This window comes from Mangrovibacterium sp. (genome assembly GCF_041596335.1).
GTDB lineage: Bacteria > Bacteroidota > Bacteroidia > Bacteroidales > Prolixibacteraceae > Mangrovibacterium.
Genome location: NZ_JBFHIT010000023.1, coordinates 1 through 14445, shown reverse-complemented (window position 1 = coordinate 14445; position 14445 = coordinate 1). Strand labels below are relative to the sequence as shown.

Below are 14445 nucleotides of genomic sequence, written 5' to 3'. Positions count from 1 at the left end.
GACACAACGTAAAAAGGGAGCCTCCGAAGAAACTCCCTTATTTGCCTCATTCAATTTCGAACGGCTTATTTTTCCAGTTCCTTCCAAACCAGAGCACTGGCGCCAACAATAGCGGCATCACCCATACTCAGTTCAGACGGTAAAACTTTGATCTTGTTTTTAAAGATTGGCAACAAATGCGCTTCCAAACTCGCTTTAGTTGGCTTGAAAATATAATCGCCGGCTGCTGTTGGCCCTCCAAACAGGAAGATCGCCTCCGGACTAAGATGGTGAACTGTATCCGCCAAACCTTGTCCTAACCACGCACCGGTTTGTTCAAACACTTCCAACGCCACTTTATCTCCTTTTTCCGCGGCATCAAAAATCATTTTCGAACTTAGTTCCTTAAATGATTTGTCTGCCAAAAGGCTGTCACCGGCATTGTCGCGAGCCATGATCTCGAAAGCAGTCCGTTTCATGCCACCAGCCGAGCAATATGCTTCCAAATGACCTTTGGTACCACAGCCACACAAACGGCCTCCCGGAATCAGGATTGTATGACCGCATTCTCCGGCAAAGCCATCGTGCCCGTAAACCAAGTCGCCGTTTACAACAACACCACTACCAACACCGGTTCCCAAAGTGTACATCACAAAGTTTTTCATATTCTTTGCACCACCATAAATCATTTCGCCAATAGCAGCCGCATTGGCATCGTTGGTTAGTGCAATGGCTGGTAATTCGGGGAACTTGTTTTTCAATAAGGAAACAAAATGAATGACTCCTTTAAACGACAGGTTTGGAGCGTACTCAATCGTCCCGTTGTAATAGTTTCCATTCGGAGCTCCAACACCAATTCCTAAAATTTCGATATCGCTGTTAACCAGTTTTACCGACTTTATTAATTCATTAATGGCATTCGCCAAATCAGTCATGTAACGATCAATATCTCCGTGCGCCGGAGTTTCAATGCCACCTTTAACCAGTACATTTCCTACAGCATCAACAATTCCGATTGCCGTATTTGTTCCGCCGACATCAACACCGACAGTTGCTTTCTTACTCATATTACAATGATTTAGTTGTTTTAAGTTCAAACGATTTCTGTTGTTCGATTCGTAAAGATAATAAAGTCGAAAAAACAACTTCAAAAAACCAGTAACCAACCGCTCAATTTTTATTGAATAAATCGTGTTTTTCAGATTACTACAGCGGTTAACCGGACACCTCATCGTGTCCGGAGCCATGGAAAGGGGAATGAATCTTCCTTCCGCCAAAATCATAGCGCGAACTCATATGGCCAATAATCTCGTTGGCCGACGACTCAACAGGCTTATTGGTAACCGGAATAACGGTGAACCGTCCGCGTAGAAACACCAAATTGGCATAGCGAATTTCCTCCCGCAACCGATCCTCATCCACATAGGCTGTATTGTCTGTATTCTTAAAGTTCCGCAAACGCTTTATCCGATGGGCAATTAGTTGATTCATGCTAATTTGCAGTCCAAACACCCGGCCGGGGTCGATATTAAACAATTCTTTGGGCGGATCAATTCCGGGAACCAAAGGCACGTTTGCCACCTTCCAACCATACAAGGCCAGGTAAACACTCAAGGGCGTCTTTCCGGCGCGCGACAACCCACAAAGTACAATCTCTGCTTCATTTAGTCGTTGGGGGCTCATTCCATCGTCGTGATCCAAAGTGAATTCAATGGCATCAATTCGTTCGAAATACTGCTGTTTAATTTCGCGAAAAAGGCCGGGAGACTGCAAAGAAGGAATTTCGAGCTTCTCGTCCAGATACTCGGCCAACGGCCCCATGAAATCAATCTGCGGAACTCCGTGTTCTTCAGCCAGCGCAATCAGCCGGCGTCGCAGATCGTGTTGAACCATTGTATGGGCAATTAGTCCGTTATTACTTTTTGCTCTCATCACAGTCTCAATCACTAAACTCTCGTCCATTACATGCGGGACAATGACGACCCGAACATTGTTGTTGGGATACTGAATCAGCATGGACTGCACCATATTATTACCGGCTAATCCTTTCCCTCCGGATACAATATAAATGATCGAAGGTTGGTTGTTTTTTTCGTTTGAAGCCATCAGTTTGTATTTTATCCTTTCACGCTAAAATACATACTTATTACCAGTTTACCTTTTTGTTATTGAACATGAACTGCTAACTTTGGTTTCTAATCTGTTTAAACTGAAAACCCATGTCCTACCATGCAAAACCAGGTCGCTACGAATCGATGCCATACAAACGTTGCGGCCGCTCGGGAATTAAACTCCCGGCCTTTTCACTCGGACTCTGGCATAATTTCGGAGGAGTTGATATTTTCGAGAATGGACGCGCCATGATTCACCGGGCTTTCGACCTCGGGATTACACATTTTGATTTAGCCAACAATTATGGTCCTCCACCGGGCTCTGCGGAGGAAAATTTTGGGAAGATTCTTCACCAAGACCTTTCAGCCTATCGCGATGAGCTGATCATATCAACCAAAGCCGGATATGGAATGTGGCCGGGACCCTACGGCGACTGGGGAAGCCGCAAATATATGCTCTCCAGCCTCGACCAAAGCCTAAAGCGAATGGGCCTCGAGTACGTTGATATTTTCTATCACCATCGTCCCGATCCGGAAACCCCGCTCGAAGAAAGCATGATGGCATTAGACCAAGCTGTCCGTCAGGGAAAGGCTTTATATGCAGGAATTTCGAACTACCCGGCAGATCAGGCACGCGAAGCCGCCCGGATTTTAAGGGAACTGGGAACTCCTTGTCTGATTCACCAACCAAAATACAGCCTGTTTGAACGTTGGGTTGAAGGTGGTTTGCTCGATGTGTTGGAAGAGGAAGGAATTGGTTGCATCCCCTTCTCGCCATTGGCGCAAGGCCTGCTCACCAATAAATACCTGAATGGGATTCCCGAAGGTTCCAGAGCCGCAAAATCATGGGGATTCCTCAAACCTGAGATGGTAGAACCTGCACTTTTAAAGGTGAAAAAGTTAAACGAGCTTGCCATCACACGCGGACAATCGCTGGCGCAGATGTCGCTGGCCTGGTTGCTAAAGGACCACCGGGTTACTTCGGTGCTTATTGGAGCCAGCTCGGTAAAACAACTTGAGGATAGCGTTACCGCGGTCAATAATTTGACCTTCTCGAGCGACGAACTCGCCCAAATAGAAAATATATTGATCGGCTAGCGAGAGTACAAGACAGCATAAAAAAATCCGGCTCTGTCGAGTCGGATTTTTCTTATTTATAGCTCTTGTTTATAAGTCTGTTTTAATGCCGTCAACGATACCGTATTCGACAGATTCTTCAGCCGACATCCAGTAGTCGCGATTAAAATCTTTCATGATGCGCTCAACAGGCTGTCCGCAGTTATTGGCCAGAATCTCTGCACCCAGCTTTTTAGTTTTAATTATTTCCTGCATCTGAATTTCAATGTCCGATGCCGGACCTCCGGCGCCACCACTTGGCTGGTGAATCATCACCCGACCGTGAGGCATTACAAATCGGCGGCCTTTTGCTCCTGCCGACAACAAAATTGATCCCATAGAAGCGGCCAAACCGGTACAAATTGTAGACACAGGACTGCTGATGCTTTTCATCGCGTCGTAGATCGCAAACCCGGAAGTAACGTAGCCTCCTGGACTGTTAATAATTAACTGAATTTCTTTACCCGGATCGAGCATTTCGAGATACAGCAAGCGTTCAACCACATGTTTTGCAGAGCGGTCGTCTACTTGTCCCCATAAAAAAACTTTCCGTTCGCCAAGAATTTTGGCATCTATCTGGTTTTGTAATTTTGATTTGTCGTTCATGTATTTTCGTTTTTGAATATTCTTCAACAATATTACATTATTTTCGTTCAAATCGGAAAGTGAATGGCGTGTTGCCGGAGGAAAATTAACACTCTTCCGATATTAATCCTCATTACCTGTTTTCACAATCCTAAGATCTTTCCGTTTTCGAAGAACATCCGACGACCAGTCAGGCTATCCGGAGCAGCAATGCAGAATCGTCCAATCAGGCCCGAAAATTAGTCTTCCGGTGCACAAGATCATCCAACCGATGAAGTTTCTCCTGGTCCGCTTCATCCATGTCGATTACCAACTGCTCGCCGCTTTTTAGTTCAATTTTCAACAGTCCGTTTTCAATTTCGCAATAAACGAGCTGATTGAACCGAATGAATTTTCGGGACAGCCTGCCGCAATTAATCATCATCATTTTTGAGGTGTAAACAATGTAATTCTTACGAAACAACTTCAAATAGAAGATCGCACTCAGCAAAAGCCCCAGGCCTAAAAACCGGCTATTCCATACAGCATACGGATCTGGTAGCAGATCAATCATCCCGATCGTTAAAAGAACGACGATAGAAACAATGAGCATCATGTTAGCCGTACTCCATAATTTTTCAATCCGAATTTCCACAGTTATCAATTGTTTTTAAGGTTCAATAAGAATGGTATAGCGTTCAGTTGCAGGGTCAAATTCAAACGAAGCACCTTCAACCCGAACCTCGTTATATTGGGTATACGAACAGCAATCACCATTTAGTCGATCTGCATCGACATAAAAAGAGAACAAGAGCTCTCCACCAATAGTCACTTCCAGCTCTACTGTCTCCGTTTTCCAGCCGACGGAGCTAATCACCAACCAATTCAGGTCATTTTCATCAATAAATTCAACACTGTACGGATCTCCACTTAGTTGATCTACAACTTCAATCTCTAACTTATTGTAGGTGCCGTTGGTGAACAGATTTTCACCATTACTCATATCGGTAATTTCAAAAACAAATGAATCTGGCGGTGTAAAACAAGCTACATCGTCGCATTTTCCACTATCATCAATACAGGAAGCGACGACAAATGCCGCTAAAATGAGGTATGTGAGTATCCGTTTCATGCTATGGTGAGTTTTTTTATGGCAGTGGCCGAAGAGATCCGGCAATTCCTCCATATATCCTTCCCCGAGAGTTATCGCTTAAATTCTCTGCAAGTTATGAACTTGCGTTCTAATAATTGGCATAAAACGGTATCAAAAAGCAATTGTAAACTGAACTTTCTGAGACAAAGGTCAGAAAACGACAATCGACAAACCGCAAAAAAAGCCGGGCTATCGACCCGGCTTCTATCTGACAAACTATTTGTGTTCTTATTTTTTAAAGGAGAAAGTCGTTGTTCCGATGTTGTTTCCATCGGCAAAGACATCAATTGTATAATCGCCTGTCATAAAGGCATCAAACCCACTGTTGTCCCAATAAATATTCACCGGCAACTCACTTCCTTCGTAGGTTACTTCGCGCATGGAAGAGAATGGTATTTTTAAATCTTCAAACTGAAACAAGTTGTTTTTCGATTGTACCAATAAAACCTGATCGGGCCGTAAGATCCGCACATAAATATTTTTGGCTCCCCGCTTTGCGGTAATATTTTTACTCAGCGTAAAGCTAACCTGTAACTGTTCGGCTTTTGAACTATTGTTAACTTCTTTGCCTTTCTGATTTATTGCGATTACTTGCAGGTTTCGGGCTTCGAGCATGGCTGCCCGTTCAACTTTTTGCGATAGTTGCTTGCGCACCTGTTCCAACTCGCGGTTACGGTTTTCAGCCTCCATAAAATCCTGCTTCACCTGCTCATTTTCAACCATCAGCTGTTGGTTACGACGATTGAGCGAGTCGACCTGCACAATGTAGTTTCGCATAATCCTCCGCAGAGAGCCGACCTCCTCCTGGTAGCGCGAGATCTGATCATAACTGGCTTTTTTAATCTGTCCGACCTCAAGCAGCAAGTCCTTTACTTTTGTTTGAGCGACAAAAAGCTGTTGATTCAGCGTATCGTTGTCAGTCTTTAGCGAATCGTAATTTTGCACCATGTCATTCAACTCGGTCTGAATTGAATTTTTTTCGGCGTTCAACGACTCCATTATCATTTTATGCTCCCGTCGTTGCATAAACAGGAGTACTACGACAACGACTAAAATAGTCACCAGAAAGATCACAATCAGATTATTCCGACGCTCTTTATCGGTTTTCCCTAAAGAGATTTTATTTTTCTTTTGTTCCTGTTCTGTCATAAATCAAGCAAATTTCGGACGATCAATGTCCGTTTTTTTTTGTTTAAATTTCTGCTGCCGAAGCACGTCAAATTTCATTCCACGACTGAAAAAGTCGCTTGCAAAAGTAGCATTATTTTACGGGGCAGTCAAATAAAATCACTGATCGAGAACACTCCCTACTCTTGCTAAAGCGTCATTTTTCAGAAATCGATCTTGAGCGCGGAGACTTCCCTGGATTAAATTGCCATCAGACAAGATGACTTTGGGAAGCAGCCTAGTTGCCGAAACAAACTCGACAACCACCCCATTGTTCTGTCCACTTTTTTATCTTTGTACAACCCGACTGGACAGACGAACCGGAGCGTTAAATTTCGCATGATTTTCCCGCTGTTCAGTAATCAATCGTTTTTTAAGAAAAGACACAGAAATTGAGTAAAAAGAAGTTTGACATCGAGTTGTATACCTGGGGCGAATACGCCGGCTGGGATAAACAAAGTAAAGCTTTACCAAAAATCTTAGCTATTAGCAATACGGTTGAAGCCGAAATTGGTACTGAGTTTGGCTATGTGCTGAAGATTAAAAAAGCAAAAGGATACAAACTGGACTTTCGCATCATTCATCCACCATTCAACGACGAATTTGGGGAGCCGATGGATGATTTTACCGGCGAAGTTTACATCAATAGCAACGACTATGAATTCTTTTTGGGAGACTGCATCTGGGAGCCTTTGGAAGACAAACTCGGTCAGTGGCGATTAATTACCGAGTTGGATGGAAAAACGATTGCGGACAAAACCCTTTATCTTGTCCGCAAAGGCGCTGAATTTTGATCTAGGCGTTGGGTAGTTTAGCCAGTTTTTCGTAACACTGATCACAGCCCTCAACCAATTCTTTTCCAATCCGTTTGTAGAATTGTTTGGTCAAAGCGGGATTGTCTTTTCCGTCCGGATGATTGACCCGGTTACGCAGTTGGTTTCGTAACACCAACACTTCACCAACAATGGAATAGGCGCCTTCGGTATCGGCATCAACTGTCAGATGGATGTACTCAAAGCAATCCAAAACGACCTGGCCAACCAGGAAGTCGATGTCTTTCTTCAGATTTTTTAATTTTGCCATATCTTAGTCTATTTCAGAATTTAGGGGGAAAGTTACGGATTTTGCATCTAAAAAAATCGCTTTCACCGTACCAATTCGGATATTCGTCTCCACCATAATCGGGATATGATTTTGGTCGGCAGTGAACCATATATACATCTCTTCTCCTTCGGGAAAGTAATCGCCCTTCACCAACGGAACGGCAACTTTGTGGCAGTTAAACTTTCGGCCGTTCCTGGTTTTCACCGGCTCCATTCCTTTGTATCGAAAATACAACTCGCTGGTTTTATCATTTGTCAGCATTTTAAACCGGACAAGCTCATCGTCTTTCAACCGATCGAACTTGTAATTCCGGAGCTGGAAAGCCTGAGTCAGGACGTCGTTTACACCAGCCTGATAAGGAATTGTTGAGTTGATCGGACTCCCGCTTTTCGATTCATGAAAGTAAGCGGTCTTTCCCGGCGGATGATTAAACAGATAAGATTCGCGCGAAAAAGCTCCGGCATGATTTACAGACCGGTAAAAATAGTTGGGCTGAAAATCCGGGTATGACAGGTAGGTGAAAAACGTATCACGCACCGAGTAAAGCCAATCATAGGCTTTCAACGAATGTCCGGTAGCTTTCAGCAACCATTGTTTCTGCCCGCCGCGAGTGAGCGTATCGGCCGTGAAAGTAACTTCACCTGCATTCACCCATACAAACTGCCAGTTGTAGTATGCTCCATACGAGATTTCCTCACCCGGAGAAAACGCGAACTGCTTGCTTTGTCCCCGGGCCTGACTCCAACAAAGTAGTACGACTATACTAACGAGAGCCGCCCGGCCTGCCTTGCTGGTTCTTTGCAGAACCTCCTTTTGACGTTTTCTTATCTTTTTCAAGTTGATCTTCATCAATCAATTCTTTTTTAAACTGAAGGTCGTCGGGAAGGATCCAATTTTCGCGAATTTCGAAATTAGACCGTAATTTCAGAATTTTGGGATAGTAAATAACACGCTCCGGCTGCAAGCCTTCGTCGATTCTTCCGATATCCCATTTCCCGTTCTTATTAGAGTCAATTACCAATCGAATTTTGAATTTATCCGGGTTCAAAAACGGAAATTCAATTTCTCCATCCGAATCAATCCCAATCTGGCTTATAACTTCCTCATCGTCGGTGTTTTTCACCACCTGAATAAAACTTTGCCCATGAAGATTCGACACCGTCAGGATAATTTTGGCATAGTAAGCCTCTTCTTTAATCGTCAACTTCTGCCCGAACTTATTCGATGGATACCCTCGAATTGTAGTGGCAGCAGCGGAATCAACCTCCAACCGGTACTCCTCCTGAAACTCCCAGGGATAGGAAATAATATATTTCCGAAGAGAAACGGAATCACGTGCGATCGTAAACTCCCGCTCCTCTTCAAGCGTATCAACTTTTTGGTACAGGTGCACCATGCCGAAATCGAAAGAGTCCAGCGGTTCCGGCGCTTCGAGCACCAGCTTTCGGTATCCGTCAAAACCCTCTTTTCCGTTCGCCCGAAAAGAAAAATGTTGAACTTTTGGAGCTTCTTCCTCTTCTTGTTCTTTCTTCTTTTTCTTTTCTTTTTCCGTTGGTTTGGTATAAACCAGACTCACGGTATCAGTTCGCAAAACCAGGTTCTCCAGACTATCCTGTACTTCGTAATTAACTTGAAAAATAAGGGTGTCTTGCTGGCTTAGCGTTGTATCTTTTATCCAAAGATTCACCGAATCGCGCTTGGTTGAAAACTCCAGCAAAGCCCAATCGGTTGCAAGTTTCGGTTTCACTAATTCCACCCGAAACGAATCGGTCACAGATTCATCGAAAAAGAACTGACATAAATCCGCCCGATCTCGTTTTGAATCTTCAAGGTATTGGTTATAAGACTCTTCCTCGTACAACAACAAATAGTAAGGCTTCGTATTGTACTGACTATGGTCGTGCTCGTGTTCCCTCCCCGGACCGTTTCGATCCGAAGCCTTGTGCCCGCCCGGAATGGAATCCGCAACAATTGGTGCAGCCGGCACAACAAGGGAATCGTAGAATGCTATTAATTCGGACGTTTGATTGAAGGTGAGGCTATTGTCGGCATCCTGAACAGCATACAAACGATAGTTCCCCGGAGCTACATTCGAAATCAGATAAAAACCCTCGTCGTCGGTTTTGGCAATATAGTCGGGAATACTGTCGCGGAAATAATGCAAACTATCCACTGAATGGAGCAAAACCAAAACTTCTTCTACCGGTTCCATATTTTCAGCCATACGCACATAGCCACCAACCATTAAACTATCGAATTCCGGGCCGTTGCTAAATGCGAAACGATAGTCGACCAGTGGATTCTTCTCGTTATTGTCGACGATCGAACTTTTAAAATCGAGTGAATAGGTTTTGTTGGGCTTCAGTTGTTCGCCAAAATCAACAATCAGCGTTTTCGACTTGGTTCTGACTATCGGCTGCTTTTTCAGGGGCGGAGAAACCACCAAATTCGAGGAAACATCGGTTGACACAATGAACTCGTCGAAGGTAAGGTTCACCGTGCTTCCCTTGTAGTTCCGGGCCCCGGCTAACGGAACCGTTTTTAAAACTACCGGCGCAATCGAATCTTTATCGCCGCCTGTAGGCATCCCTTGATTTGCACAGGAAGTTGTGAAAATCAGATAGCTAAGGTAGCCCAATATCATGGTTAGTATGTATCTCTTCATTTGCTTTTTATCCAAATAATTCCTTCCGTTCTGGACTTCAGTCTCTGTCCTTTCCTTCTGAAGTTAAACGGTTACTTTCTAGATCACTATTCTACCGTCACCGATTTTGCCAAATTCCGCGGTTGATCGACATCGCATCCCCTCATGAGAGCAATGTAGTAGGAGAATAACTGCAAGGGCACAACCGTCAACAATGCTGCTACGGCAGGGTGCGATTCGGGAATTTCAAACAGATCATCTGCCATATTACGCAATCCGTTATCGCCCTCGGTAACGACTGCGATGATGTTTCCTTTTCGGGCTTTCACTTCCTGAATATTGCTCACGACCTTCTCGTAGTAGCTATCTTTAGCCGAAACCACCACCACCGGCAAGTTATCGTCAACAAGCGCGATTGGTCCGTGTTTCATCTCACCGGCGGCGTAGCCTTCAGCATGGATGTACGAAATTTCCTTCAGTTTTAGAGCGCCTTCAAGTGCTACGGGAAATAAATAACCTCGCCCAAGGTAGAGCGCGTTTGTAGCGTTATAGTATTTTTCGGCTACCGCTTTTATATGCGGATGCTTTAACAGAATGCTCTCCACCTTCTCCGGAATTTCAAGCATTTCGCGAATAAACATTTTTAAGGTTTCAGCATCAATCTCTCCACGCTCCTTAGCCAATTTAAAGGCGAACAAGGTGAGTACGGTTACCTGAGCTGTAAAGGCTTTGGTTGAAGCCACGCCAATTTCGGCACCGGCATGCGTATAAACACCGGCATCGGTTTCGCGGGCAATACTGGAGCCCACCACATTACAAATGCCAAGAATGATGGCTCCCTGCGCTTTGGCCATTTTCAATGCTGCCAGCGTATCGGCAGTTTCACCACTCTGACTGACAGCGATGATGACATCACCGGGATGGATAATCGGTTTCCGGTATCTGAATTCGGAGGCATATTCCACCTCAACCGGCACACGGGCATATTCTTCAATCAGGTATTCGGCAACCAAGGCAGCATGCCAACTGGTTCCGCAACCCAGAATGATGATCCGGTTAGCAGCAACAATCTTTGGGAAAACATCCATCAATCCACCCAGCACAATATCATCCTGACCGTCATGGATGCGACCCCGGAAAGTATCGCGAATTGTATTGGGCTGCTCAAAGATTTCTTTCAGCATGAAGTGCTCGAAGTCTCCTTTTTCCAGATCACCAATACTCAGATCGACTTTGGTTATTTTGAAGTTCGCCGGATCGTTGTCCAGCGTTTTCAGGGTCAGGCTATTTTTCTCGATGATGGCAACGTCGCCATCGTTCATATAAATTACGCTGTCGGTATATTCAACAATGGGGCTGGCATCCGAAGCCAGAAAATATTCACCCTGTCCAAGTCCAATTACCAGTGGACTGCCCATACGAGCAGCAATCATGCGATGCTTTTCGTGTTGACAAAGCACCACTATACCGTAGGCGCCAACTACTTTCGACAAGGCCAGACGAACCGCTATTTCAGCACTGTTTACCTCTTCCATGCGATAAAAATACTCGACCAGGTTAACCAGCACTTCGGTATCGGTTTCACTCTGGAACGAATAGCCTTTCGCCATCAAATCTTTCTTCAGCTCCGCATAGTTTTCGATAATCCCGTTATGCACCAGCACAAAATCGTTGTTCATTGAGCACTGCGGGTGTGCATTCCGGTCGCTGGGCTCGCCATGTGTTGCCCAACGGGTATGACCAATTCCCATGTGCCCGTGAACATCTTTATCGGCAACGAAAGCTTCGAGTTCGCTCACTTTGCCTTTCTTTTTATAGGACCTTAAATTCTCGTTGTAAATCGCTATTCCGGCTGAATCGTAGCCACGGTATTCCAGCCGCTGTAGGCCCTTGATCAGGATTGGATAAGCATTTTTATCGCCGATATAACCAACTATACCACACATATTTTTCTGTTTGGAGACAGCATAAAAGATGACTGTCTGTTCGTAATTTCCTATTTCTAAATTCCTTCCGCCTCTAAAACTTTAATAATCAACGATTAAATTCGTCAATTATTCCGTTAGTGCTCCAATTTTTCAGGAAGCAGAACTTCCGGCAAGCGAAAGTAAATCTCCAGCCCGGCCGTTGAGTCGGAAAAATAAATGTCCCAAAGCTACAAACTTCACCGAATATTCACTTTGCTTTTTTCGCAAATAAGCAACACAAGATGGCATATCAGCGATAAAACCGGATGAAATTGATTGTCCACCGATCAGCTTAACAGCGAAGTTCGGGTTTAATACGATGCAGACAAGCGACACAAAACGCTGAAAGTCGGTAACGCTGTTGTGGTTTACTTGTTCGATTGGCGTTCCTTGGTTTGCACCGGAGCCAAATCATCACCAGCCTGCTTTCGGACCAATAGCCCAGCAACAAAAAAGTCACCCTGAATTTTCTTCAGAATGACTTTTCAACGATTCAGAATCGTGCTATACGCTTATAAAACTTTATCGTAAAATTCGTTATACGCGTCCAAATAGGTTTCTTCCGGTTGGTACCCCAGGTTAAGTTTCTGCGAAGCGCTTATGTATTCAGCCAGCTGCGGGTTAATTTCCTCACTGCCTTGAATAACGCCATCAGCATATTGAATACCTAATTTCGACATACTCTCATAGGTCGATTCCTTTAAAATTTCCACATCTCCTGCTCCAACCCCGTCGATCAGGACATTTTCCGCAGCTTTTGAATTTAACGGTTTCTTAAAGTTTTCATTATAAACCGAATAAACCACCTTCGATTTGGCAAATAACGGATCGTCGTGGTAAGCTTTTTTGATGTATAAAGGCACCAACGAACTGAGCCAGCCATGACAGTGGATGATATCCGGAGCCCAGCGTAACTTGATCACGGTTTCCAATACCCCGCGGGCAAAGAAAACAGCGCGCTCGTCGTTATCTTCAAACTCTCTTCCTTTTCCATCCCTCAGCACGTGCTTGCGATGGAAATAGTCTTCATTGTCAATAAAGTATACCTGCATTCGGGCAGCCTGAATGGACGCAACTTTAATAATTAGAGGGTGGTCTGCATCACTGATCACCAGGTTCATACCCGACAAGCGGATGACCTCATGCAGTTGATTTCGTCGTTCGTTTACACTCCCGTAACGGGGCATAAATGTCCGAATTTCACGTCCGCGCTCCTGTATGCCTTGTGGCAAATATCTGGATTTTACGGACATCTCTGATTCGGGAAGGTAAGGTGTTATCTCTTGAGAAATGAATAAGATTCTTTTCTTTTCCATGGAAGTATGCTGAAATTGATTCGGCAAAATTAGTAAAAATATAGCGAATATTCAATTCGAACCGCCATTGTTCGAGGAATTTGGCGGAAAGCGACCTATTCGGGCGACTTTGTAAGGATTAATTTATTTACTTTGCAGCCAAATTTTTCACCCATGATTCTGATACGGGAAATTAGGGATTTACAAGGGCTGCTTCAAGCCCAACAAGCTGAAGGAAAAACAATTGGATTCGTTCCAACGATGGGCGCCCTGCATTCGGGACATTTATCGTTGGTGGAACAAGCGGGCAAACAGACCGATTTTGTGGTGGTTAGTATTTTTGTTAACCCAACCCAATTCAACGACCCAAAAGATTTGGATCAATACCCCAGGACACTGGAAGCCGATTTGAAACTACTGGAATCAACTCCCTGTCAGCTTGTGTTTTCACCCAAGGTAGAAACCATGTATCCGGAGCCTGACAAACGCCAGTTTCAATTTGGTGAGCTGGAGCAAGTAATGGAAGGTCAGTTTCGTCCGGGGCACTTTAATGGGGTGGCACAAATTGTGAGTAAACTATTTGAAATTGTAAAGCCCGACAAGGCATTTTTTGGCCAAAAAGACTTTCAGCAGCTCGTAATTGTGAAAGCAATGGTAAAACAACTAAATTTGCCGGTCGAAATTATCGCCTGTCCAATTGTTCGCGAAGCCAGTGGTTTGGCTATGAGTTCGCGCAACGAACGGCTAAGCAAAGAGCAACGCGAAAATGCGGCACTGATCTATAAAACACTATGCCAAGCCAGGAACAATGCACCCGACTTGAGCGTAGAAGAAGTTAAAAGGCAAGTGGTGGAAGAGATTAACGCCAATGCTTTTTTAGAGACTGAATATTTTGAAATTGTGAACGATACAGATCTGAAACCTGTGTTACGATGGGACGACCCGGTAAACAAAGTAGCTTGCATAGCTGTTTTTTGTGGTGAGGTTCGATTAATCGATAATCTGGTTTTCTGAATCTGAATTTCTAAACGAAAAAAACGGCCGAAAGGCCGGGCTTGAAAACAAAAGCAGATCAAAGACTATAAACAAGAACGAGATGTATATTGAAGTTTGTAAATCGAAAATTCACAAAGTGACCGTTACGGAGGCCAACTTGCAGTATGTCGGAAGTATCACGATTGACGAGGACTTGATGGATGCTGCCAATTTGATCGAAAATGAAAAGGTTCAGATTGTGAACATCAACAATGGCGAACGGCTGGAAACATACGTCATAAAGGGAAAACGCGACACAGGTGTTATTTGTCTGAATGGCCCGGCTGCCCGTAAAGTGGCTGTTGGCGAC

The 14445-nt window shown here is 44.4% G+C and carries 15 protein-coding genes; 4 read left to right on the top strand and 11 right to left on the bottom strand.

Annotated features, from left to right (window positions below):
* Window positions 1–65: 65 nt before the first annotated feature.
* Both ABZD21_RS09770 and ABZD21_RS09765 read right to left on the bottom strand, forming a co-directional pair.
* Window positions 66–1046, bottom strand: coding sequence for an ROK family protein (locus tag ABZD21_RS09770; protein ID WP_372774792.1), 981 nt, complete (start codon window positions 1044–1046; stop codon window positions 66–68).
* Between the two features lie 148 nt (window positions 1047–1194).
* Window positions 1195–2085 carry a pyruvate, water dikinase regulatory protein gene (locus tag ABZD21_RS09765; protein WP_372774791.1) on the bottom strand — a complete coding sequence of 297 codons (891 nt, stop codon included), beginning with the start codon at window positions 2083–2085 and terminating at the stop codon, window positions 1195–1197.
* A gap of 113 nt (window positions 2086–2198) precedes the next feature.
* Here ABZD21_RS09765 and mgrA point away from each other — a divergent pair, with 113 nt between their 5' ends.
* Complete coding sequence (gene mgrA, locus ABZD21_RS09760) at window positions 2199–3188, top strand: L-glyceraldehyde 3-phosphate reductase (RefSeq protein ID WP_372774790.1); 990 nt, start codon at window positions 2199–2201, stop codon at window positions 3186–3188.
* A 69-nt stretch (window positions 3189–3257) separates the two neighbouring features.
* Here mgrA and ABZD21_RS09755 read toward each other — a convergent pair whose 3' ends face one another.
* The 4 genes from ABZD21_RS09755 to ABZD21_RS09740 form a co-directional block, all read right to left on the bottom strand.
* Window positions 3258–3812, bottom strand: coding sequence for a ClpP family protease (locus ABZD21_RS09755; RefSeq protein WP_372774789.1), 555 nt, complete (start codon window positions 3810–3812; stop codon window positions 3258–3260).
* 205 nt (window positions 3813–4017) lie between these two features.
* Window positions 4018–4425 (bottom strand): hypothetical protein, encoded by a 408-nt coding sequence (locus ABZD21_RS09750; protein WP_372774788.1) that lies wholly within the window; start codon window positions 4423–4425, stop codon window positions 4018–4020.
* 15 nt (window positions 4426–4440) lie between these two features.
* The gene (locus ABZD21_RS09745; RefSeq protein WP_372774787.1) at window positions 4441–4902 is read right to left on the bottom strand and encodes a hypothetical protein; all 462 of its coding nucleotides are present in this window, start codon (window positions 4900–4902) and stop codon (window positions 4441–4443) included.
* Between the two features lie 249 nt (window positions 4903–5151).
* On the bottom strand, window positions 5152–6072 hold the full coding sequence (locus ABZD21_RS09740; RefSeq protein WP_372774786.1) for a hypothetical protein: 921 nt from the start codon (window positions 6070–6072) through the stop codon (window positions 5152–5154).
* A gap of 410 nt (window positions 6073–6482) precedes the next feature.
* Between ABZD21_RS09740 and ABZD21_RS09735 the strand changes: the two genes are divergently transcribed.
* The gene (locus tag ABZD21_RS09735) at window positions 6483–6884 is read left to right on the top strand and encodes a DUF3859 domain-containing protein (protein ID WP_372774785.1); all 402 of its coding nucleotides are present in this window, start codon (window positions 6483–6485) and stop codon (window positions 6882–6884) included.
* Between the two features lies 1 nt (window position 6885).
* Here ABZD21_RS09735 and ABZD21_RS09730 read toward each other — a convergent pair whose 3' ends face one another.
* From ABZD21_RS09730 to ABZD21_RS09710, 5 genes are all read right to left on the bottom strand, one after another.
* Window positions 6886–7173: a hypothetical protein gene (locus ABZD21_RS09730; RefSeq protein ID WP_372774784.1), complete on the bottom strand. Its 288-nt coding sequence runs from the start codon at window positions 7171–7173 to the stop codon at window positions 6886–6888.
* A gap of 3 nt (window positions 7174–7176) precedes the next feature.
* Complete coding sequence (locus tag ABZD21_RS09725; protein WP_372774783.1) at window positions 7177–8043, bottom strand: DUF3108 domain-containing protein; 867 nt, start codon at window positions 8041–8043, stop codon at window positions 7177–7179.
* Window positions 7958–9859, bottom strand: a complete 1902-nt coding sequence (locus ABZD21_RS09720) for an Ig-like domain-containing domain (RefSeq protein ID WP_372774782.1) — start codon at window positions 9857–9859, stop codon at window positions 7958–7960. The genes ABZD21_RS09725 and ABZD21_RS09720 overlap by 86 nt, the downstream gene beginning before the upstream one ends.
* An 86-nt stretch (window positions 9860–9945) precedes the next feature.
* Complete coding sequence (gene glmS / locus ABZD21_RS09715; RefSeq protein ID WP_372774781.1) at window positions 9946–11784, bottom strand: glutamine--fructose-6-phosphate transaminase (isomerizing); 1839 nt, start codon at window positions 11782–11784, stop codon at window positions 9946–9948.
* Window positions 11785–12317: 533 nt separating this feature from the next.
* Window positions 12318–13121 carry a glycogen/starch synthase gene (locus tag ABZD21_RS09710; protein ID WP_372774780.1) on the bottom strand — a complete coding sequence of 268 codons (804 nt, stop codon included), beginning with the start codon at window positions 13119–13121 and terminating at the stop codon, window positions 12318–12320.
* A gap of 153 nt (window positions 13122–13274) precedes the next feature.
* Here ABZD21_RS09710 and panC point away from each other — a divergent pair, with 153 nt between their 5' ends.
* On the top strand, window positions 13275–14114 hold the full coding sequence (panC, locus tag ABZD21_RS09705; RefSeq protein ID WP_372774779.1) for a pantoate--beta-alanine ligase: 840 nt from the start codon (window positions 13275–13277) through the stop codon (window positions 14112–14114).
* Between the two features lie 82 nt (window positions 14115–14196).
* On the top strand, window positions 14197–14445 hold a 249-nt coding region (gene panD, locus ABZD21_RS09700), incomplete at its 3' end, for an aspartate 1-decarboxylase (RefSeq protein WP_372774778.1).

Coding starts and splice junctions, on each gene's coding strand:
- ABZD21_RS09770 (WP_372774792.1), bottom strand. CDS start 1,046: ATGAGTAAGAAAGCAACTGTCGGTGTTGATGTCGGCGGAACAAATACG.
- ABZD21_RS09765 (WP_372774791.1), bottom strand. CDS start 2,085: ATGGCTTCAAACGAAAAAAACAACCAACCTTCGATCATTTATATTGTA.
- mgrA (WP_372774790.1), top strand. CDS start 2,199: ATGTCCTACCATGCAAAACCAGGTCGCTACGAATCGATGCCATACAAA.
- ABZD21_RS09755 (WP_372774789.1), bottom strand. CDS start 3,812: ATGAACGACAAATCAAAATTACAAAACCAGATAGATGCCAAAATTCTT.
- ABZD21_RS09745 (WP_372774787.1), bottom strand. CDS start 4,902: ATGAAACGGATACTCACATACCTCATTTTAGCGGCATTTGTCGTCGCT.
- ABZD21_RS09740 (WP_372774786.1), bottom strand. CDS start 6,072: ATGACAGAACAGGAACAAAAGAAAAATAAAATCTCTTTAGGGAAAACC.
- ABZD21_RS09730 (WP_372774784.1), bottom strand. CDS start 7,173: ATGGCAAAATTAAAAAATCTGAAGAAAGACATCGACTTCCTGGTTGGC.
- ABZD21_RS09725 (WP_372774783.1), bottom strand. CDS start 8,043: ATGAAGATCAACTTGAAAAAGATAAGAAAACGTCAAAAGGAGGTTCTG.
- ABZD21_RS09720 (WP_372774782.1), bottom strand. CDS start 9,859: ATGAAGAGATACATACTAACCATGATATTGGGCTACCTTAGCTATCTG.
- glmS (WP_372774781.1), bottom strand. CDS start 11,784: ATGTGTGGTATAGTTGGTTATATCGGCGATAAAAATGCTTATCCAATC.
- ABZD21_RS09710 (WP_372774780.1), bottom strand. CDS start 13,121: ATGGAAAAGAAAAGAATCTTATTCATTTCTCAAGAGATAACACCTTAC.
- panC (WP_372774779.1), top strand. CDS start 13,275: ATGATTCTGATACGGGAAATTAGGGATTTACAAGGGCTGCTTCAAGCC.